The sequence below is a fragment of the Nocardiopsis sp. MT53 genome (assembly GCF_019598965.1).
GTDB classification, from domain to species: domain Bacteria; phylum Actinomycetota; class Actinomycetes; order Streptosporangiales; family Streptosporangiaceae; genus Nocardiopsis; species Nocardiopsis changdeensis.
Genome location: NZ_CP080599.1, coordinates 6,343,113 through 6,362,725 on the forward strand (window position 1 = coordinate 6,343,113; position 19,613 = coordinate 6,362,725).

A 19,613-nucleotide genomic window follows, 5' to 3' on the forward strand; every position below is an offset into this window, starting at 1 on the left:
AAAGAAAGCCGCGATGAGCACCTCACCGCCCTTCCCGCTGCTGACCGACACCCTGGACCGGGCCCACCAGCTCGCCCACCACGAGGGGCACCGCCTGGACCAGCCGCAGTTCGAGCTCGACGACGCCCACGAACGCCACAGCGGGCCAGGGGTGTGCTGGCGGGTCGAGGCACGCACCCTGATCAGCGACCCCACCGACAAGGTCCTGTGCCGGTGGCATGCGGGCGAGCGCACCCGCGCCGTCAACGAGCTCGCCGGAGAACGCGACGAACTGGCCGCACGCTACCTGGTGTACAGGTCCCAGCACCTGGACATCCGCACCTTGTGGGTGCCCCACCTTCCGCTCACCCGCCACGGCGAGTTCCTGGCGCACGTCTTCCGGGTCCAGGCCCGCGCCGGTTTCCAGGTGGCCGTCGCCGCCCCGGGGACGGCCCTGCCGTCGCTGCTGGTCTACCCCGGCCGCCACTTCTACTTCCTGCACCACACCGCGCAGGGCCGCCCCCACGGGGCCACCCGCGTGAACGCCCCGCGGCCGGCCACCGCCCTGGCCGACCACATCGAGGCCGTGGCCCGTGACGGCCAGGGCATCCACGCCTTCACACGCCGCCAGCTGTAATCCCCGATCCGATCCGTCACCACGCCAGGAGTCCCACACATGCAGGTGCCCTTCGCTCTGGTCAACCTCAAGGACGGCCTCGAGGACGGTCACGGTCTGTCCCGTCTGCACCCGGTCTTCGCCGACTACGCCGCCACCGGCACACGTCCCACCCTCATGGCCATCAACGAGGCCCGCTGGCGCATCCCGCGCGGCCTCCCCGCACGCGAGGCCCTGGACATCTTCGAGACCATGTTCGGCGGTATCTACGAGATCGAGATCGGAGCCATCGAGCGGTCCGATAACCCGCCCGCCCTGGTGTGGGACCCCCAGGTGTGGCGGCTCATCGAGGAGTCCACAGCCCAGACCGACCACCACCGGTGGGGCCGCAACACCTGGACCCTCACGGCGCGCCACGACCCCCATGCCGCGGTGCGGATCCACATCCCGCACCTGGATTATTCCTCCGGGACCCGCCGGCTGATGGAGGCCGAGAGCCTCGCCTCCCAGATCAACAGGGACTTCCCCATGGTGGTGGCCGGCGACCTGAACAGCACAGGATCGGGTCCGCACCTGCCCCACCGCGACTACACCAAGGTCCCGGCGCACAAACGCCGCCAGAAGGGGATGCTGCTGCCCTCCGGGGAGTGGCTGGACGACACCCGCGCCCTGGACACCCTGATCGGCCCCTGGGACGAGGACACCGGCACCCGCCGCCACAGTGACGGGTGCGGGCTGTACGCGGTGGCCGAACGCGACTGGGAACAGCTCGGCCGCCCCGCCGCCCTGCTGGAGCCCACCACCCACACCCCCGGGTCGCTGCTCATCGACTGGATCCTGGCCACGAACGAGATCGGCGTGGTCCCGGGCACCTACCGGGTGTGGGACGGGGACCCCGCCCACACCGACCACAAGCTCATCAGCGTCACCCTCACCGTGGAGGAAGGCCGCCACCGGTGACCCGGCAGAGTCGACCGTGGGGCTCCTCCTGTAGCCGACCGCAGGAACGCGACCGGCCGCCCGGCAACGAGCCGTTCCGGGTTCCGAAGCCCCCTTCCCGGGCCGGCCCTGCCCTCCGGGCGACGAGCCGGCCCCGTCCAGCGCCCACCTCATCCCCTTGACCTGGAGAACCGGCATGCCCTTGAAGCCCCCGCCCTTCGCTTCTTTCCACGACGCTTACCTGGCCGTGTTGGAAGCGGTCACCGCTGAACCGGAATACACCACCTCTTCCCGAGGTAACGACTCCGTCGAGATCACCAACGTGAGCTTCCGGCTCACCGACCCCCGCAACCGGCTGCCGTTCCTGGAACGGCGGGCCGTCAACGTCGTCTACAACATCGCTGAGGCCCTGTGGTACGCGGCCGGACGCGACGACCTCGACATGATCGGCTACTACGCGCCCGGCATGGCCGCCTACTCCGCCGACGGCAAGGTCCTCACCGGCACCGCGTACGGCACCAAGCTGTTCACCCCCGACCAGGACAACGCCACCCAATGGGCGCGGGTGCTGGAGCTGCTGCGCGCCGACCCCGGCAGCAAACGCGCCGTGCTGGCCATCTACCGGGCCGAGGAACTGGCGGTGCCTGACAACCCGGACGTATCCTGCACGATCGCCGCCCAGTTCCTGCTGCGCGCGGGCCGGTTGAACCTAACGTGTTACATGCGCGGCAACGACGCCTACATGGGCATGGTCTCGGATGTGTTCGCGTTCACCTTCCTCCAGGAGGTGGCCGCCCGCGAACTCGGTGTCGAGCTGGGCCACTACACCCACCACGTCGGGTCCATGCACGTCAACGACCGCGACGCCAAGACGGTACGCCGCCTGCTCAACGAGCCCCGCACCCCCGGCTACGTCCGTCCCGACCCGCCCCTTCCGACCATGGGCACCGGCACCTCCATGGCCGTGATCGCGCAGGTCCTGGAGCACGAGGAGGCACTGCGCACCGACCGGACCGGTTACACCCCCGCCCAGGTGGCCGCGCTGCCGCTACCCGCCTACTGGCAGCAGGTCGTTCTGCTGTTCGAGGTGTACCGGCAGATCAAGCACACCGACGGGCCGGTGGGCGCCGCCCATCTGGAGGTGCTGGATCCGGCTTACCGGTGGCTGATCGCCCGGCGGTGGAAGAACCGCATGCCTGCGCAGGTCGCTGCGTGACGGTGCTCGTCCCGGACGGTGGGTGGGGGCGGTGGGCGGTGGCGCTGTGCAAACCGGACGCCACCCGCCGCGGCCTGGTCGATACCGTCCTGGAGCACATCGCCACGCACGCTCACCTGGTCCACCGGCGTGCCGTGGTCGTGACCGAGGCGCAGATCCTCACCCACTACGCGGACATGCTCGCCCTCGACGACCGGTTCCCGTTCGACGTGACCGCCGAACTGCGCCGCAACTGGGTCGGCCAACGGGTGACGGTCGCCCTGTTCCAAGGCCCCACCGACGACACCCCGCAGCGGATCCGGGCCCTGCTGGGCCACTACGACCCCGCCCAAGCCGAACCGGACACCATCCGAGGCCGTTACGGCACCGACTCCACCGCCGCAGCCTGCGCCGAGAGCCGGTTCATCGACAACCTCATCCACACCAGCGATGACCCGGCCGGCACCGAGCGCGAGTTCAACCTGTGGTTCGGCCCGGCGTTCACGCACCTGCTCACCTCCACCCTCCGATCCGAGGAGCTGTCACCATGACCGAGACCACGCTGACCGACGGGGCCTCGATCCCCGTCGGGCCCCGCACCCTGGCCGTGATGCCCGCCGAGCAGCAAGCCGAGCTGGACCCGTACATGGGCCAGATCATCACCAACCGCAAGAGCGGGCTGTCGCTGAACCACATCATCGGCTGCCCGCTGGACTGCGGCTACTGCGTCAGGCATTTCTGGGGCGACTTCGACAACAAGACCCCGCAACTGCTGGTCACCACCGAAGAGGCAGTGGAGATGCTGGCCGGCCACGAGGCGTTCGCCCCGCACACCACCCCGATCCAGCTCTTCAACAAGGCCACCGATCCCATGCTGCCCGGAGTCAAGCCGCACACCTTCGCGGTCCTGGAGGAGCTGGACCGGCAGGGCCTGCGCAACCTGGTGCTGATCATCACCCGCTTCCACGTCACCCGAGCCGACATGGAACGCTTCGAGGCCCTGGCCAACGTGCGGGTGACGCTGCTGTTCACCTACTCCGGCATCACCGACTCCCGGGTGGAGCCGATCGCGAAGTCCCAGGCCACGGTGAAATCGATCGAGACCGCCGCCGCGCACCGCCGCCGCACGAAGGTCATCCTGTACTGGCGGCCCATCACCCCCGGGTGGAACGACGACCCGGACACGATGCGGAACGTGCTCGACCTCGCCGACCGCACCCGGGTCGACGCCCTGGTGTTCACCGGCTACTACCACAAACAGGAGAACGCCACCTACCTACGCGACCTCGGTGTGCAGGTGCCCTACGCGACCGACTACCAGCGCCGCAAGGTGCTGCCCGAAGAGCTGGACGCGAAAGTCGTCCGGGCCTGGCGGAAGCACGGCACCGGTGTGTCGCTGTTCCGCAAAACGAGCTGCGGGGTCACCTACGCCCACCAGGTGCCCGACTACAACGGCCACTGGGGCGTCCCGGAGCTGTGCGACATCTGCCCCGCCGCCCAGCGCAGGATCTGCGCCGACGACCACCGTGCGCCGTCCCAGGACGAGTTCCGCGCCGCGCTGGACTGCTTCGGCTACGACACCGACGCCCCGTTCCTGGTCGAGGGCGGGCACGTGCTCACCCACGCCCTCGGCGAGCAGCGACGCTACGCTCTGCAACACCGGCTGCGGTTCCAGGTGTGGGAGGTCGACCATCCGCACCTGCACCGCGCGCACGGGCGCACCCTGGCCGGGTACACCCTGAGCCAGGACGAACAGCGCCAGCTCGACCAGGCCCGGGAGCGACTGGCGGCGGCCGCACGTCACGAGGACGACTGACCGGCATGAGAAGGGGACCCGTCATGACCGACCTGCTGTGGACGAGAATGCCTCTGGTCGCGGTGGACCTGGAGGGCACCGGCGCCCAGGACCGCGACCAGGAGGCGATCCTGGAGATCGCCCTGGTCCCATTGGTCGACGGGGCCCCCGACATGAACGCCGCCTACGACACCCTCGTCAACCCTGGCCGACCGGTCCCACGCCGTCCCTGGATCAGCCCCGGCCTGGACGATGACACCCTCCGAGGCGCGCCTCGCCCCGAGCAGATCGACGACGCCCTCGTGTCCCGGGTGGAGGGCCACTACCTGGTGGGACACAACGTGGGTGTCGATAACAGGCTCCTCCGCCTGCGGCACCCGCGGGTGACCCCGGCCGGGCTGATCAACACCCTGCGTCTGGCACGGACCCTGGACGTGCCAGGCCCGAAAAACCTCGGTGTTCTGCTGGACCACTTCGAGCTACACGACCGCGTCAACAAGCTGGTCCCCGCCGGCAGACCGCACCGAGCGCTGTGGGACGCCGTGGCCGCAGCCCTTGTCCTGCACGCACTGGCCACGCAGGGTGGGATCACGTCTTGGACAGAGCTATGCTCCGCCGCTGGGGAGGGGATGCCCCCCAAGCACCAAGTCCAGGAGGCCCTGTTCTAACTGGAATGGCCCCTAGCAGTGGGTGCCCGCGCTGCAGGCTGGTGCCGTTGTGTTGTTACCCCCTCGCAGGGGCAATGAGGACCCTACCGCGCCCGCCAGCAGCGATTTTCCGCCGCGTTGTTACCCCTCGCAGGGGCGATGAGGACGAGCTGGGCGCGGCCGGGCCCGGAGTCCTGGCCACGTTGTTACCCCTCGCAGGGGCGATGAGGACCCCCCGAGCCCGCCCCGCTACGGCCAGGTGTGGAGTTGCTACCCCTCGCAGGGGCGATGAGGACCCGGGCCGGGTGGGGGCTCGTCGCCCGCCGCGAGCGGTTGCTACCCCTCGCAGGGGCGATGAGGACTCCGAGCACCGCCGAGCCCGCGCCCGGTACCTGATGTTGCTACCCCTCGCAGGGGCGATGAGGACGAGGACGCCGTCGCCCTCTGCGGGCAGCTCACCGCGTTGCTACCCCTCGCAGGGGCGATGAGGACCTTGGTGCGGAGGTCGTCCTGGTGTGGGTGCGCTGGTTGCTACCCCTCGCAGGGGCGATGAGGACCCGTGGGGGAGGGGGCGGCGCCGCTCAGGCCGCCCCGTTGCTACCCCTCGCAGGGGCGATGAGGACGCGACGACCAGCGGATTCACGGACACGGAAACCCTGTTGCTACCCCTCGCAGGGGCGATGAGGACGGGGAGATCGTCGGCCGGGCGGTGCAGATGCTGCTGTTGCTACCCCTCGCAGGGGCGATGAGGACGCCCGTGTACTCCAGCCACTCCTCCGCGAACATCAAGTTGCTACCCCTCGCAGGGGCGATGAGGACTCGCCGCCATCCGGCAGATGACCCGCGCGTTCTAGTTGCTACCCCTCGCAGGGGCGATGAGGACCACAAAGGGCGGGACCGTATGGCCCCGCCCTCTCAAGTTGCTACCCCTCGCAGGGGCGATGAGGACTGGTCGCAGACCTGTGCGGTATCACGCTGGCCGATGCGTTGCTACCCCTCGCAGGGGCGATGAGGACAGGATGGCGAGTTCGCCGTAGGCGATCGCCTTCCCTGTTGCTACCCCTCGCAGGGGCGATGAGGACGGGCATGACCCGCAAGAACCTGCTGATGCACACGTTGCTACCCCTCGCAGGGGCGATGAGGACCCCGGGCGTCCTCTCCAGGGACCGCCACCCCGACCGTTGCTACCCCTCGCAGGGGCGATGAGGACTGGTGGACCTGCACCTGGACCGGGAGGTGATCGCCGTTGCTACCCCTCGCAGGGGCGATGAGGACCCTGCTGGCCTTCGCCGCCGCCGACCGGCGGGCAGGTTGCTACCCCTCGCAGGGGCGATGAGGACCCGACGGTAAAGCCGCAGGTCCCAGGCTTACGCCGAGGGCCCTGGGACCACATTTTTCAGTGAACCTCCGGTAGTGCAGCAGAGCCCGGTGTGCCGCTGAAAACCGGCCCCGGAGCACGATCACCGTTCCCTCACAGGATGTCGCTCGGCTCGGGTTTGGTGATCCCCCATGCCAGCCGCTGCGGGACGGCGCCCGGCGGGAACGTGTAGACGAGGACGTGATCGTACCCGTCGTCGATGACGTCCTTGACCGCTCGCTCGAAGCGTTTGAGCTGTGCCGGGCTCAACTGCCCTTCGAAGACGCTGCGCTGCACGTGGTGCAGGTACAGCCGGCAGGTCCGCAGGATCTGCGGGTTGCGTTCGGCGGCGGTGTCGTAGACGACCACAACGTGCACGGCCGGTTCACCACCAGATCCGGAACGGCTTGTAGGTGTCGCCTTCCAGGCAGGCCCGGGTCACTTTGAGGGCTTCCAGGTACAGCAGTTCGTCGTAGGCAACCGGTCGTTTGAGCTCGCGGTGGTTGACCGTGGTCGCGAACTCGTCGCGCACCGCGGCGACGACGAGTTTGCGTCCTGTGTCGCTGAGCATCGCCTGGTTGGAGTCCACGTCGAAGTGGTGTGGTTTGAGCTGGTTGCGTGAGGCCATGCGCAGCAGCAGCCGTTCGGAGAACATCGGTTTGAACATCTCGGCCATATCCAGGGCCAGGGAGTGGCGTTGGCGTTCCATGGTGCTGTGCAGGAAGGCGATGCCGGTGTGCAGCGGGGTCAGGCGCAGGGCGGTCACGGTGCGGGCGTAGACGATGCCGTTGACGTAGCTGATGAAGGCGTTTCCGGCGTTCTTGGGCGGGCGGCGGCTGCGTCCGTGCAGTTGCAGCCAGTCGGGGAGTTTGGTGTCCAGGACCTCCCAGGCCGAGCGGCGGAAGTTGCCTTCGATGCCCATGAGCGAGGCCGCGTCGGGTGCGTCCTCGGTGTTGTTCTTCAGCACGGTGTAGGGGGCCTTGAGCAGGGTCCGGTCGATGATGCGGCGAACGTTGAAGGCGGTGGCGCGCACGATGTCGCGGGCGATGGGCATGGCCCTTTCGGGGTCGGTGGCCAGGGCCACCTGGGCGATGACGGTCTCTCCGGAGGTCGCGGTGTCAGCGGCGGTCAGGGATCCGGTGTAGTCGCCGTAGTAGCCGAGCAGGTGGACGTTGATGTGGTGCTGGTTGAGCAGGCTGATCACGGAGGTGTTGACGTCGACGGGTTTGCAGGCGATGAGGTCGCGCACGTCGGTGATGGGGATGCGCACGTGCTCGCCGTGGTCGCGTTCGATGAGCAGGGACTGGTCTTTGCGTCGGATGCGGCAGCTCGTGGTGAGCCAGTAGGTGCGGGCTGCGGTGGGCATCACTGGCTCCAGCAGTAGTCGAAGTAGCTGCATCCCCGGCACCGGGTGCGGGCCGGCCGGGGTGGTGAGAGGGGTTGGGCGACGGTGGTGCGCACGTTGGCGATGTCGGTGCGGGCGCGTTCGTCCCAGTCGGGTTCGTAGGGCATGCGTTGGGTGCGGCGGGTTTTGGGGTAGCGCAGGATCGCGCCTTGGGTGTCGACGCCGACGAGGCGGAGCCGGTAGCAGTAGTGGATGGCCTGGGCTTCGTCGGCGGGGCTGGGGCGTGAGGAGGATTTGGTCTCGTGGACCCACAGGTTTCCGTCGAGGTCGTCCAGGCGCGCCGAACCGAGGTCGACGGGGTGGGCGCGCCGGTAGGAGGTGTCGTGGACGGCTTCGCCGAGTTGGACGGTGGCGCTGGTGGCCTCGGGGCGGAACCCTCGGGCGAACAGCCACAGCTGGCGGGGGCAGTGGTAGAGGTACTTGATGTGCACTCCGCCCACGTCCTGTTCGGAGATCACAGGAGCACCCCCGGCTGGTAGGCGCCGGCGGCGTTGCCGGGCGGGTGGATGGTGATCAGGCCGCGGTCTGGTTCGTATTCGGCGTCGATGATCAGGACGTTGAGGGTGTGGTCCCAGGTGCCCAGGGCGCGGGCGTAGTGCGGGAGCGGGATGAGGTACTGGGAGGCCAGCAGCCTGCCCGTGCCGCGTTCCTCTCCGGGCGAGGTGTTCTGGAGGGCGTCTTTGTAGTCCTGCCGGTCCTTGGCGAGGGTGCCGTCGACGCCGTCGAACATCGCGTCGAAGGCCGCGGAGAGCTGTGTGGTGTCGTTGAGGGGTTGGTCGAAGGACAGGAACTGGTCGCGGAAGTCCTCCCGGGAGGTGTCGGCCTGGTCCTGCCACCGGTCTCCCCAGGGGCTGGTGTAGATCTCGTTGAGCCAGGCCGTGAAGAGGCGTTCGTCGAGTTCGCGGCCCTGGTGGCGGGCCAGGGTGTCCCAGCCCAGCCGGGTGGGTTCGGCGTCGTAGACCTTGTCGGCGAAGTCGGGTCCGGACCTGCCGCGTGGGGCGTAGTGGGGTCGGTGGACGATGACCGGTGCCGGATGGTCCAGGGCTCCGATGCGGTTGATGCGGCCGAAGCGCTGCAGGAGCGCTTCCAGGGGTGCGGCGGAGGTGTGCAGGACGTCGAAGTCGACGTCCAGGGACACCTCGACCACCTGGGTGGCCACCAGCAGTCCGGGGCGGCGGGGTGTGGTCCGGGTGCCGAACCGGTCGCGGATGGCCTGTTCGATCCTGCTGCGGTCGCCGGTCTTGAAGCGGGAGTGCAGGAGCAGGGCGGCGTCGTCGCCGTGGAGTTCTCGGGCGAGCGGTGCGAGCTGGTCGTACAGGTGCCAGGCGTCAGCGACGTTGTTGGCGATGACGGCCACGCTTCGTCCGGCGCGCAGTGAGGTTTGGATGTCCTCGATGCTGGCGGGGTCGGTGAGGTGGTCCTCGCGCAGGTGCAGGCGGTGGCGGCGCGGCCAGGTGTAGTCGGTGTCGGGTTCGACCAGTTCCACCGTGTGGTCGGGGCCCAGGGCGGCCCGGATGGTGTCCAGGAGCCGGTCGGGCAGGGTGGCGGAGAGCACGCCGATGCGTCCGCCCAGGCGGGCCCACAGTCCCATCATGGCCAGGATCATGCCGAGGCGGCGGGGTTCGTAGGCGTGGAGTTCGTCGAAGACGAATGTGGAGTTGGTGGTGTCGATGAGGGTGGAGGCGTGCGCGGTGCCGCCCAGGGCTCCGCGCAGGAGCTGGTAGGGGGTGGTGACGCGGACGAGTTCGCGGAACAGGCGGCTGGCGTTGGCTTTGGCGACCGCGCCCGAGGCGCGTTGCCGTTCCGCTGCGGCCGGGTCTGTGGGGGTGGTGTCGCAGGTGGCGGTGGACAGGTAGAAGCTCGCGGCGCGGGAGTGGACGACGCCGACCTGGTCGTGTCCCAGGTCGGTGCGCAGGCGGGTGGCCATGGCGTTGATGGAGGCCAGGTAGGGCAGGGCGTAGAACAGGCGGGGTGTGCCTGCTGTTTCGTCTGCGGTGTGGTGGGTGTGGGTGGTGGCCCACAGCAGGGCGGCTTCGGTCTTGCCCTTGCCGGTGGGGGCGCGCAGCACCATGTGGGTGGTGGTGGCGTGGGCGCGTTCTTGGTGCGGGTAGGTGTCGGCGTTCTTGGCCTTCAATGTCGCGCGCAGCCGTGCGGGGTAGTCGATGCTGGTCAAGGGGTGGGTGGTGAGCAGGTGGCCGTGGGCGGAGGCGACGTGGTCGGCCAGGGTGATGGCGCCTTGGAGCAGGACGGCGGTGAGGCCGGCCTCCTCGTCGGGGCTCTGGCCGCGGTCCCAGTGGGTGAGGATGCGTTCCAGCAACCGGTGCCCGGCCTCGGCCAGCTCCTCGGGGGTGGCCTCTGCTGGGGTGGGGGCTTTCGCGGTCTGGGCGAGCCAGGTGGCCAGGGCGTTGGCCGAGGCCGGGTCCACGGGGCCGAAGTGGTCGTGGAAGTCCTTCGGGCCGGTCAGGGTGCGGGTTTCGTTGCGGATGGACCCCTCGCCCCCGGCCAGGGGGCGGTGGTGGGTGAGGACGCCCAGGCCGATCCAGGTGCGTTCGTCCTCCGGCAGGTGGGCCAGGACGTGTTCGACGAAGGCGAGGGAGTAGACCTCGTGCCGCCTGCCCCACGGCTGTTGGGGCGGGGGGTTGCCCACCATGGTCTGGAACCCGTCCGGGACCTTGCCCGCGTCGTGGAACAGGCACGTGAGCCTGGCTCGGTCCCAGAAGCGGGCATCGGTTGCGGGCAGGGTGCCGGTGCGGGTGTGCAGGGTGTCCAGGGCGCGGGTGGTGGCCTGTAGGTGGGTGGTCAGCGCCTCTCCGGGCTGAGGAGGCTGGCTGCGCGTGTCGGGGCTCTTGGCCCAGATGTGTGGCAACTCGACCCGAGCGCCAGCGGCAGCATGGGGGTGGACGGGGGCCAGCGGAACGACCGCCTGGCCGTCGCTGGTGCGCCATTCGGAGTCGACGCGGGCGCTGCTGCCCTGGGCGGCGTACCGGTAGGTGCCCCACTGGATGCGGGAGCGGTCGGGGCTGATGGTGTGCGGCATCCGCAATTGCATGCCGGACCTGGAGTTCTCGGCGGGCAGCAGGGCGTGGCCCTGGGTGCCCTGCCCGGGGTAGAGGGTGATGCGGCTGGTGCGGGCCGAGGCCAGGTCCTGGCTGCGGCCCAGGCGCAGCGGCCACACCGGGCGGCGCAGCGCCCTCTCCCACAGGTCCAGATGGTCCAACACCCACAGGGTGAGGGTGGTCCGGGCCAGGAACTCGTGGTCCTTGGGGGTGGGGTCCGGTTTCTTGCCCGCCGTGGCCAGAGGATGGAAGGTCTCCACGTCCACGCCCTTGCCTTGGGCGGTGAAGGCCATGGCGATGCGGGTGTCGGCGGGCATGCGGTCCCAGCCGCCCACCGCGGCGGCCAGCAGGCCTGCGGCGGTGGACGGCGGCGGGCAGGGCAGGGTGACCTGCACCCCCGAGTACAGGGGGTTGCGGAACGAGGCCACCGGTGCGGTGATCGTGATCTCCAGTGCGCTGGTCATACGGTCGCGTCCTCGAACCAGGCGTCGCGCTGGCCGGCCTCGATCTCCTTGGCCAAGGCGCCCAGCACGGTGCGCGGGTGGTCGATGACCACCCGCCCGGCGGTGATCTCCTCGGCCAGGTCCTGGCGGGCCTGGTCGCGCTGGGCGCCGAGGAACCCGGGAGCCCAGCCGATGTGGACGGGGCCGTCCAGTTCATCGGACCAGGCCCGCAGTTCCTCGGCGAAGACCGCCGTGTCGAAGAACGCCCCTTGCGGCCCGGTGGCCAGCACCCGGGTGAAGGGGTTGTTGCCCCCCTTGAGGGGGGCCAGCAGCACGAAGGAAGGGGCGCGGTCGCCGTAGTGCAGGGCCCGGCTGGCCCCGCCCTGGACCTGGGCCAGGGTGCGCAGCAGCACCGCGGCCCGGCGGCGCCGCTCGGCCAAGGGCAGGCGCAGGGCGCCGACTCCGCGCAGCACGTACTCGGCGGCCCCGGCGGTGACGGCTTCCTGGGCGGCGGCCGGGGACAGGGCCTTGCGCAGCCCTCCCCCGTCCTGTTCGAAGGTGCCCACGCGCGGCAGGTCCACCAGGACGTCGGCGGCCATCTCGGCGGTGTAGTGCTCGTGTTCGTGGATGACCGGGTCGGCGTCGGCCGGGAAGCCGCGGCTCATCGTGCCGAAGTCGGTCACGATGCGCTTGGCGGGCAGCGCCACCAGGGTGCCGGTGGCCAGGACGGTGTCGCGCTGGTAGTTGCCCTGCTTGGTCGCGACCATGTAGCCGAACAGGTCGTCGTCCAGGTACAGGTCCGGGCGCCCGTCGGTGTAAGCCTGCTGCTTCTTACCGGTGCCCGAGCGGGTGACCGGGGAACGCTTCTCACCCAGGGGCAGGGAGTCGCGCCACCAGCGGCGGAACGCCTGAGCGGAGATGTAGGGGACGCGTTCCCCGCGGCCGACGGTCAGGTACTTGACCTTGGCCGTGTTGTCCTCGCCGCGGCCGTTGTTGGGGGCACCAGCGGTGATGTCCAGGGCGAGCTTGCCCACGAGGTAGGTCATTAGTCGTTCTCCGCTTCCAGGTCGGTGTCGGCGATGAGGTCGTCGGTGGACACGTCGTCGTGGTCGTGTCCGCGCCAGGAGGGTTTGAGTTCGTGCAGGTGGTTGAGGACCCCGATGAACAACAGGTCCCGGTGGAGGAAGACCCGGTCCTCAGCGTCGAAGAGCAGCCGCCACTGGCGCTGGGTGATGAACGGGTCAGGGTCCTGGGTGCGCAGGGTGCGGTCGACGGACTGGCGCTGCAACCACGCGCGCAGGGTCGTGAGCTTCTTGCGGGCCTGGAGGAACTTCTTCAGTTCCTTGTCGTCGTGGGTGTTGAGGACAGTGGCGATGCGTGCGGCGAGTTGGTCGATCTGGTCCATGTCGGTGGAGGACACCTGGAGCACCTTCGTGGCGTAGTCGGAGCAGGTGGCGGACAGCAGGGGGGTCTGGGCGCAGATGCCGCCCTTGCCCAGGGCGCGTTCCCGCAGGAAGTGGGAGACGGTGGGGATGACCCTCTCGGGGAGGTCGAACAGGTTGCGGGCGAGCATGGACCGGCCGGGGACCTTCTCCCACCGGTGGGCGCGCCCCAGCCAGTGCAAGGACGGCTTGGGCAGGTCGCGGATCCATTCGGTGGCGGGCTGGTCCATGGCGTGCACGGCCAGGTCCTGCTCCTTGTTGCTGTTGGTGAACACCATCAGCTCCACACCGTCGGTGACCCGTTCCTCGTAGCCGCGCACCCTGCTCAGTGCGGCGAGCTGGCGGGCGTAGGAGGGGCGGGCCCCGGCGGGGGCGCCGGTGAGGGCGTGGCGGCGGGTCTGGTCGACCTGGAACTTGGTCAGGGCCCACAGCAGGTCGTCGTCCCAGGTGTGCAGGGCGGTGGCGCGACCGCCCCAGATCGAACACCCGTAGGGCAGGGCGTAGAAGCTCAGCAGGCATCCGCGACACAGGGCCATCCCCTCATGGGTGGGGATGGTGGTGTTGCGGTAGGAGGAGCTCTCCGTCAGCGGGACGTCGACCTTGCCGTAGAACCCGCAGGCCGGGCGATCGCACAGCACGCACCGGGCGTCCACGGCCGTGTCGGTCTCGGGCAGGTGCCGCCAGGCGGCGAGCTTGTCCTTGAGCCCCTGCCCCAGCAGGGATTTGCGGTTGGTGGTGTTGATCGGGCAGTTGGGCCAGAACAGGTAGCTGGCGCCGAGCCAGAACCCGTGAGGGCCTTTGCTGTCGGCGATCTCGGTGGTGCGTTCCAGGTCGCGGGTCATGTTCGCGTTCGCGGCCCGCAGATCCCCCTCCGTCAGCTCCAGGGGGTGGGTGAGCTCCTTCAGGTTCTTGCGAGTCCGGTAAACGAGGCTGGACAGGGCGAATGCACCGATCCGCTGAAAGGGGTGCGCGGTCAACCGCACTCCGAGCCCGATGGTCGTGGAACTCACGCGATCACCCACCCGAACCCGGCGGAGTTGGCCTGCCCCAGCCCCCAGCTCCAGATGCACCGCAGTGTCTCGGGGGCGCCGTGGATCTCCGCCTCCAGAGCCGCCCCGGGCTTGTGCCCCTGGCTCACGGCGAAACTGCGCTTGGGTCCCACCCAGGTGATGGCCTGCACCGACACCTCCGGGTCGACACCGATCGTCTGGGCCTTGCGGCGCAGGTTCCCCTCGAAGTAGGCGGGGAACTCGGGTTCGGTCGGCAGCACCCAGGCCTGGCGGGTGGTGCGCTCACCGTGCTCGTTGTGTCCGGAGCCCTTCATCACCACCGGGGTGGAGGTCCGTAGCACCGCCTTCCCGGAGGCGAAGTCCGGCGGGGCGACGACATCGACCTTTTGGATCCGCAGGGCGGTGCCGCCCCAGTCCAGCACGTGCTCTCTAGCCAAGCCCTTGGCCAGGCCCTCGATGATCTCCGGTACAGGGCTGGCGAACTCCACCACTCCCGTTCCGCCAGCGGTGTACTGGCGACGTTTGCGGGGGGTGGACGGGAACGTGGGGGCGCTGTGGCCGAAGGGGACCATGCCGGTCTTCCCCCAGCCGTGTTCGTGCAACCGGGCACCGAGCTCCGGCGCTCCGAAGGAGAGCAGTTCATAGACCAGGCCGCGGCCCGGGCGCAGCACTTCCCTCCATTGCAGGGACGGGGCCCTGGTGTGGACCGCTACTCGCAGACGCACAGGTGACCTCCTCACTCAACATCAGATGACGAGGCAACACGGTAGGAACCAACGCCGACAGAAAAGCCCTCAGATCAGCAAGATGGCCAACCAAGGCCAAATACTGCATTTCCATCACACTGAGCGAACAAAACTGGTAAGGGGATCAAAGACCGAAAACACGTTCGACAAGAGAAGCCACAAAGGCCATCTTTCGCCGAAGGGACCCGACCTAGGACCGATCAAGCTTCCTTCCGATCCCGCCCCCTCCACCCCATCAACGAGGGCACCTCGAGACCTAGATGGACATGCCCCCAGCCATCACCCCCGACAAGGAACCGAGGCTGCTTCGCTGATGCCGATGCAGCCGCCACCCCTGAGCGGCGATCAGAGCGCAGCCAACCGGCCACGCCCTGATCACACTGGGAACACCGCACTTCTCATGTAGGAAGTGAAGATGCAACCCAATGCATGCGAGCCCAGAACTCTACTTAATTCCTCCTATGCCCCTGCGACCACACCAATAGCGGATCGCAACTCCTTCCAATTCCACCGAATTCGGACGGCCAGACCACCTCGACCACCATCCCCAGGTGATCCTCATGCTCCGAACATAGAGCTCCATCGTTCGCCCCATTCGCATCGATAAGCCAACAAGCGTTCGAACCCCGCACACTCGAAGTGCAGTCGATGTAGTTCTTGGTTGACTGTCTTCAAGATTTCGTCCGAACACGAGGAGAATAGCACGCCAGAAAAAGGAAGGGGTGGGCGCATACGCCCACCCCGCACCCCTCGAAGGGATGATTAAAAAATGCGACATGCGCCGAAGAATCACATCTTTTTACCCCTCCAAGGGGCCTGTGGTTAGCGCATATGGCACACAAATCTTACTCTCACGCTTCGCACAGGCGATGACGACCGCGAGGACCTCGTTACTCTCCGGTGGATGGTCGGGGTGCTGCTCCCCTCGCAGGGGCGATGAGGACGTCGGGGCGGTCACCACTGCACCTCCTCGTCGGGGTGTTGCTACCCCTAGCAGGGGCGATGAAGACGGGAGGCGCACCGCACCCTGATGGGCGTCCGCAGGTTGCTACCCCTCGCAGGGGCGATGAGGACACTCGATTCCGCCGGCCGCCCACTCGGTGAACCGCTGTTGCTACCCCTCGCAGGGGTGATGAAGACGCTCAACACCTCAGGGAGAACCCCATGCCCCACCAGTTGCTACCCCTCGCAGGGGCGATGAGGACCCGCGCCGAAGATGCCGCCCGCACCGCCCAGGCAGGTTGCTACCCCTCGCAGGGGCAATGAGGACCCCTGGGAACCGGGGCCGCGATCCTGCTGGACGCGTTGCTACCCCTCGCAGGGGCAATGAGGACCCCCGCCGGCACGAGGTGACCAGCCACGAGGCCGAGTTGCTACCCCTCGTAGGGGCAATGAGGACCCGCTCACCGTGGAGGAGTGGGAGACCCGCACCGCGTTGCTACCCCTCGCAGGGGCAATGAGGACGCTCGAACGCATGAGTGAGCACACCTCCCGTCCCGAGTTGCTACCGCTCGCAGGGGCAATGAGGACTCGTCGGGAACGCCCGCGCCGCCTTCGCCAGCTTCCTGTTGCTACCCCTCGCAGGGGCAATGAGGACCTGGCACTCCGCCCGCCGCCGGGCCCGCGAGGCCGCGTTGCTACCCCTCGCAGGGGCACAATGAGGACGATGCTGCTGGGGCAGGACCCCACCCCGCTGCCGCCGTTGCTACCCCTCGCAGGGGCAATGAGGACTCCGGGTGGGTGCTACACCGTCGTGTGCGTCGTCGTTGCTACCCCTCGCAGGGGCAATGAGGACGCCGCGACTTCCTCCCAGTCGGCGGCGTTCGCCCAGTTGCTACCCCTCGCAGGGGCAATGAGGACTACCGCGGCGGTGATCTGCTCCCACACGGGCGCCCGTTGCTACCCCTCGCAGGGGCAATGAGGACGGGGCAGGTGGGCGGTGTACAGGCCGCCGTGGTCCTGTTGCTACCCCTCGCAGGGGCAATGAGGACAGGAACGAGCGGCGACCGGTCGGCCGGCACCGGCCGGTTGCTACCCCTCGCAGGGGCAATGAGGACGGTACACGCTCTCCAGCGTGATCCCCGCCCGTCTGGGTTGCTACCCCTCGCAGGGGCAATGAGGACGCCGGTACGGAGTCGTCGTGTCGTCAAGGACCACACGTTGCTACCCCTCGCAGGGGCAATGAGGACCGCCTGAGAGGATCAGCCCGTGGATACCCCGCTGACGTTGCTACCCCTCGCAGGGGCAATGAGGACCCGGGTGCGGATCTCCGCCCAGGAGTGGTGACCGACGTTGCTACCCCTCGCAGGGGCAATGAGGACGCCAAGGTTGCGACTTTGGCGGCCTACCTGGACATGTTGCTACCCCTCGCAGGGGCAATGAGGACGGTGGACGTTGGACACGGCGGCCGCGGCCGCACCGCGTTGCTACCCCTCGCAGGGGCAATGAGGACGCGGAGGGGGCCCGGTGAGCCCGCTGACTGACGCGTTGCTACCCCTCGCAGGGGCAATGAGGACTCCTTGCCGACGACGGGCACTTGGTGGCCTCTATGTTGCTACCCCTCGCAGGGGCAATGAGGACGTAGGCGTCAGCGACGGCCTTGGCGACCCGGGCGTGTTGCTACCCCTCGCAGGGGCAATGAGGACACTTCTCGTCGCGCTCGGCGGTGGTCTGGACGGGCCGTTGCTACCCCTCGCAGGGGCAATGAGGACCTCACCCCCGAGACGCTGCTCGTGCTCGGCATCACGTTGCTACCCCTCGCAGGGGCAATGAGGACCTCGTGGCCGGTGCCCCAGTCCTCCAACAGGGCGTGTTGCTACCCCTCGCAGGGGCAATGAGGACTCGCATGGGGAGACGCACTCGGAGGGTTCCCCTTGTTGCTACCCCTCGCAGGGGCAATGAGGACCCCGGGGACTCTCAGTCCCCCCGCTCCCCTCCGAGGTTGCTACCCCTCGCAGGGGCAATGAGGACCCGACGGTAAAGTCCCTGGCCGCAACAGGCCTGGTTCATCGATTCGAAGCAGATTTTTCAGCGATCCGCCGGTAGCGCAGATGACCCCGGCGTGGCGCTGAAAAACACCCTTGGACTCAACCACGTCCACTATCCAACCTCACCGCCCCGACAGACCGTCCCCCGCCCCGTGGCCACGGTCAGAGACCGCTCCCCGTCCTGGCCCTCCGGGCTCAGCGCCTGTACTCGATCAGCGGCGGAACCCGCGGTCGGGGTCACGCGGATCCTGGCTTCCAAAGTTCTCGAACCAGCTCTGCGGACGCATGTCCCCCATCGCCTGGAGCCGGTTCAGCTCAGAGCCGGGATCTTCAACACCGTCGAACCTGGGATCGAACAGCAGCATCACGTCGTGGTCCTCGAATAAGATGTCGAGGCAGAAATCCCAGGTGTAGTCGTCTCGGTGCTCGGGCAGTGCTTCGTGGTCCGCGTCCTCCCGATCCTGGGTCATCTCCAAGTGGACCTGTGCCTCGCTCTCCAGTGCGAGGAACAGCGCGACTTCCTCGGCGCGGCATCGCGGACGGGGCTCGCGGCCTGCCGCCAGATCCTCTGCCAGGTCGTCACAGGCCCTGGCCATGAGGCGACGCCACTGGACCGGCATCTGCCAAGTGACCCAGGGAAGGGTGTCGAAGAACATCCATGCGTCGTCCTTTCCGGTGACGGTCCGGTCTCCGTTGTTCACGTCGTCGTAAGCCTCGTCCGCCATCATGCTGAGCGCGGAGTAAAGGATGTCGGCTGTGCGCGGAATCAGCGTCCAGGATTCGCAGTCGGGGCAGTCCACCTTGTTGCAGTCACAGCCCCCGTCGAGCAGGGGGAAGAGCTGCGCGAAGTCGGGGAGAGTGCCCCATTGGGTCTCCCTCGTGTGGACGGGATCGGGCCCTCGACGGAGCCGGGATCCGCTGTGGAAGGTCTCCTTGATGGTCTGGGACGACCAGTCGATGACTTCATCTCCGTGATCCACTCGGAGCCACTTGGCGGAGGACTCCTCGGCGATCGTGCCGGCCCGGGGAACAGGGTCGAGGGGGTCGGCCAGGTGCATGACCGCGCCGACGAGGTCCTCTGGGTCGTGGTCGAGGCGTTCGGTTTCCGGGGCGGGTTCGAAGCCGCGGGCACGAGCGGCCCGGTAAAGCCGTTCCTTGTCGTGCATGTAGAACTCCCGCAACTGGACGACACGGACCACTGGTGCGGTCAGGTCACTGAGCCGGGCCTGGGGCATGGTGTGCTCGTCGTTCTCCGCCTCGTCATCTGCAGGGTCCCCCACGAAAACCTCCTCCCAGGAGACGGAGGTGGTTTCAGATGTGGGCCATACCCCTGCCTGGAGGTGCTCCACGACCTTCCGGAACGAGGCGGCCGGTGCGTCGGGAAGGTCGGCGGCGAGCGCGTTGGCTCGTGCTGTTGCCCCCGCTCCCAGGCCTTCTTCGGCAATCGTGGTGAGCAGCCTCGCGATACGTTGCGCGAGCAACGGGCTCCCACAGGTGAGAACGGTCTGGAGCTGGTCCGGGCCTCGGTTGTGGGACAGGCGGGCGAGTACGCGGTGCTTGGAGCGTGCGTGCTCGCAGAGGAAATCCTGAGGGAAATACGAAGAAGAGCTGAGTTCAGCCATAACCGACCCCTGGGGTATGCGGAGAGGGCGCGTGGACACGCCGAAGTACGGACTTCGCTGGTGGGCGCGGTACGGCCGAATCCCCGGGCGAAGGGAAGATAAAGGCGCCGCTGGTGCTGTCGGTACAGCCGACAACCCGGATCGGTCATTTCAGGGTAATCGGGCGCCCCTGCAATCGCTACCGGGTCGCGCGAAATCTGCACCCGCCCGCTGGGCAGCATCTCCTGTGCTGTGACGACAGCCCTCTTACGTCAAGTAATGAGGCAACATAGCCACAGCAACGACACTTACGAGGTGCCATCGGATGCCGCTGATAGGCCATGCGTGCTCCGTTCGTGCGCTTCTAATCCGATGGCCGCAGGTTCGAATCCTGC

The 19,613-nt window shown here is 68.2% G+C and carries 14 protein-coding genes and 2 CRISPR repeat arrays; of the genes, 6 read left to right on the top strand and 8 right to left on the bottom strand.

The window, feature by feature from the left end:
* The first annotated feature begins 13 nt into the window (after positions 1 to 13).
* The 6 genes from K1J57_RS28545 (at position 14) to K1J57_RS28570 (ending at position 5,192) form a co-directional block, all read left to right on the top strand.
* Positions 14 to 616 carry a DUF6879 family protein gene (locus K1J57_RS28545; RefSeq protein WP_220561805.1) on the top strand — a complete coding sequence of 201 codons (603 nt, stop codon included), beginning with the start codon at positions 14 to 16 and terminating at the stop codon, positions 614 to 616.
* 39 nt (positions 617 to 655) lie between these two features.
* Positions 656 to 1,555 (top strand): hypothetical protein, encoded by a 900-nt coding sequence (locus K1J57_RS28550; protein WP_220561806.1) that lies wholly within the window; start codon positions 656 to 658, stop codon positions 1,553 to 1,555.
* A 175-nt stretch (positions 1,556 to 1,730) separates the two neighbouring features.
* Positions 1,731 to 2,750: a thymidylate synthase gene (locus tag K1J57_RS28555; protein WP_220561807.1), complete on the top strand. Its 1,020-nt coding sequence runs from the start codon at positions 1,731 to 1,733 to the stop codon at positions 2,748 to 2,750.
* Positions 2,747 to 3,280 carry a nucleoside-diphosphate kinase gene (locus tag K1J57_RS28560; protein ID WP_255646660.1) on the top strand — a complete coding sequence of 178 codons (534 nt, stop codon included), beginning with the start codon at positions 2,747 to 2,749 and terminating at the stop codon, positions 3,278 to 3,280. The genes K1J57_RS28555 and K1J57_RS28560 overlap by 4 nt, the downstream gene beginning before the upstream one ends.
* Complete coding sequence (locus tag K1J57_RS28565) at positions 3,277 to 4,545, top strand: radical SAM protein (protein ID WP_220561808.1); 1,269 nt, start codon at positions 3,277 to 3,279, stop codon at positions 4,543 to 4,545. The genes K1J57_RS28560 and K1J57_RS28565 overlap by 4 nt, the downstream gene beginning before the upstream one ends.
* Positions 4,546 to 4,568: 23 nt before the next feature.
* Positions 4,569 to 5,192 carry a 3'-5' exonuclease gene (locus tag K1J57_RS28570; RefSeq protein ID WP_220561809.1) on the top strand — a complete coding sequence of 208 codons (624 nt, stop codon included), beginning with the start codon at positions 4,569 to 4,571 and terminating at the stop codon, positions 5,190 to 5,192.
* Between the two features lie 52 nt (positions 5,193 to 5,244).
* A CRISPR array of direct repeats spans positions 5,245 to 6,511; the repeat unit is 30 nt; unit sequence GTTGCTACCCCTCGCAGGGGCGATGAGGAC.
* A gap of 131 nt (positions 6,512 to 6,642) precedes the next feature.
* Here K1J57_RS28570 and cas2 read toward each other — a convergent pair.
* The 8 genes from cas2 to K1J57_RS28610 all read right to left on the bottom strand — a co-directional run bounded on the left by cas2 (position 6,643) and on the right by K1J57_RS28610 (position 19,239).
* Positions 6,643 to 6,906, bottom strand: a complete 264-nt coding sequence (gene cas2, locus K1J57_RS28575; RefSeq protein ID WP_220561810.1) for a CRISPR-associated endonuclease Cas2 — start codon at positions 6,904 to 6,906, stop codon at positions 6,643 to 6,645.
* Positions 6,907 to 6,913: 7 nt separating this feature from the next.
* A complete protein-coding gene (gene cas1, locus K1J57_RS28580; protein ID WP_220561811.1) occupies positions 6,914 to 7,894 on the bottom strand; it encodes a CRISPR-associated endonuclease Cas1 in 981 nt (326 codons plus the stop codon).
* Complete coding sequence (locus K1J57_RS28585; RefSeq protein ID WP_220561812.1) at positions 7,894 to 8,391, bottom strand: CRISPR-associated protein Cas4; 498 nt, start codon at positions 8,389 to 8,391, stop codon at positions 7,894 to 7,896. Before K1J57_RS28585 ends, cas1 begins: the two co-directional genes overlap by 1 nt.
* A complete protein-coding gene (gene cas3, locus K1J57_RS28590; RefSeq protein WP_220561813.1) occupies positions 8,388 to 11,453 on the bottom strand; it encodes a CRISPR-associated helicase Cas3' in 3,066 nt (1,021 codons plus the stop codon). Before cas3 ends, K1J57_RS28585 begins: the two co-directional genes overlap by 4 nt.
* Entirely contained in the window at positions 11,450 to 12,478 is a 1,029-nt protein-coding gene (gene cas7i / locus K1J57_RS28595; protein WP_220561814.1) for a type I-B CRISPR-associated protein Cas7/Cst2/DevR, read from the bottom strand. Before cas7i ends, cas3 begins: the two co-directional genes overlap by 4 nt.
* Positions 12,478 to 13,884 carry a hypothetical protein gene (locus K1J57_RS28600; protein WP_220561815.1) on the bottom strand — a complete coding sequence of 469 codons (1,407 nt, stop codon included), beginning with the start codon at positions 13,882 to 13,884 and terminating at the stop codon, positions 12,478 to 12,480. The genes cas7i and K1J57_RS28600 overlap by 1 nt, the downstream gene beginning before the upstream one ends.
* Positions 13,881 to 14,609 (bottom strand): CRISPR-associated endoribonuclease Cas6, encoded by a 729-nt coding sequence (locus K1J57_RS28605; protein WP_255646661.1) that lies wholly within the window; start codon positions 14,607 to 14,609, stop codon positions 13,881 to 13,883. The genes K1J57_RS28600 and K1J57_RS28605 overlap by 4 nt, the downstream gene beginning before the upstream one ends.
* An 874-nt stretch (positions 14,610 to 15,483) precedes the next feature.
* Positions 15,484 to 17,600: direct repeats of the CRISPR family, unit length 30 nt; unit sequence GTTGCTACCCCTCGCAGGGGCAATGAGGAC.
* A gap of 229 nt (positions 17,601 to 17,829) precedes the next feature.
* Positions 17,830 to 19,239: a hypothetical protein gene (locus tag K1J57_RS28610; RefSeq protein WP_220561816.1), complete on the bottom strand. Its 1,410-nt coding sequence runs from the start codon at positions 19,237 to 19,239 to the stop codon at positions 17,830 to 17,832.
* Positions 19,240 to 19,613: the final 374 nt, after the last annotated feature.

What these genes read in the sequence shown, in the direction of transcription:
- cas1 (WP_220561811.1), bottom strand. Translation starts at nt 7,894, where the DNA reads ATGCCCACCGCAGCCCGCACCTACTGGCTCACCACGAGCTGCCGCATC.
- K1J57_RS28565 (WP_220561808.1), top strand. Translation starts at nt 3,277, where the DNA reads ATGACCGAGACCACGCTGACCGACGGGGCCTCGATCCCCGTCGGGCCC.
- K1J57_RS28550 (WP_220561806.1), top strand. Translation starts at nt 656, where the DNA reads ATGCAGGTGCCCTTCGCTCTGGTCAACCTCAAGGACGGCCTCGAGGAC.
- cas7i (WP_220561814.1), bottom strand. Translation starts at nt 12,478, where the DNA reads ATGACCTACCTCGTGGGCAAGCTCGCCCTGGACATCACCGCTGGTGCC.
- K1J57_RS28610 (WP_220561816.1), bottom strand. Translation starts at nt 19,239, where the DNA reads ATGGCTGAACTCAGCTCTTCTTCGTATTTCCCTCAGGATTTCCTCTGC.
- K1J57_RS28545 (WP_220561805.1), top strand. Translation starts at nt 14, where the DNA reads ATGAGCACCTCACCGCCCTTCCCGCTGCTGACCGACACCCTGGACCGG.
- K1J57_RS28570 (WP_220561809.1), top strand. Translation starts at nt 4,569, where the DNA reads ATGACCGACCTGCTGTGGACGAGAATGCCTCTGGTCGCGGTGGACCTG.
- cas3 (WP_220561813.1), bottom strand. Translation starts at nt 11,453, where the DNA reads ATGACCAGCGCACTGGAGATCACGATCACCGCACCGGTGGCCTCGTTC.
- K1J57_RS28555 (WP_220561807.1), top strand. Translation starts at nt 1,731, where the DNA reads ATGCCCTTGAAGCCCCCGCCCTTCGCTTCTTTCCACGACGCTTACCTG.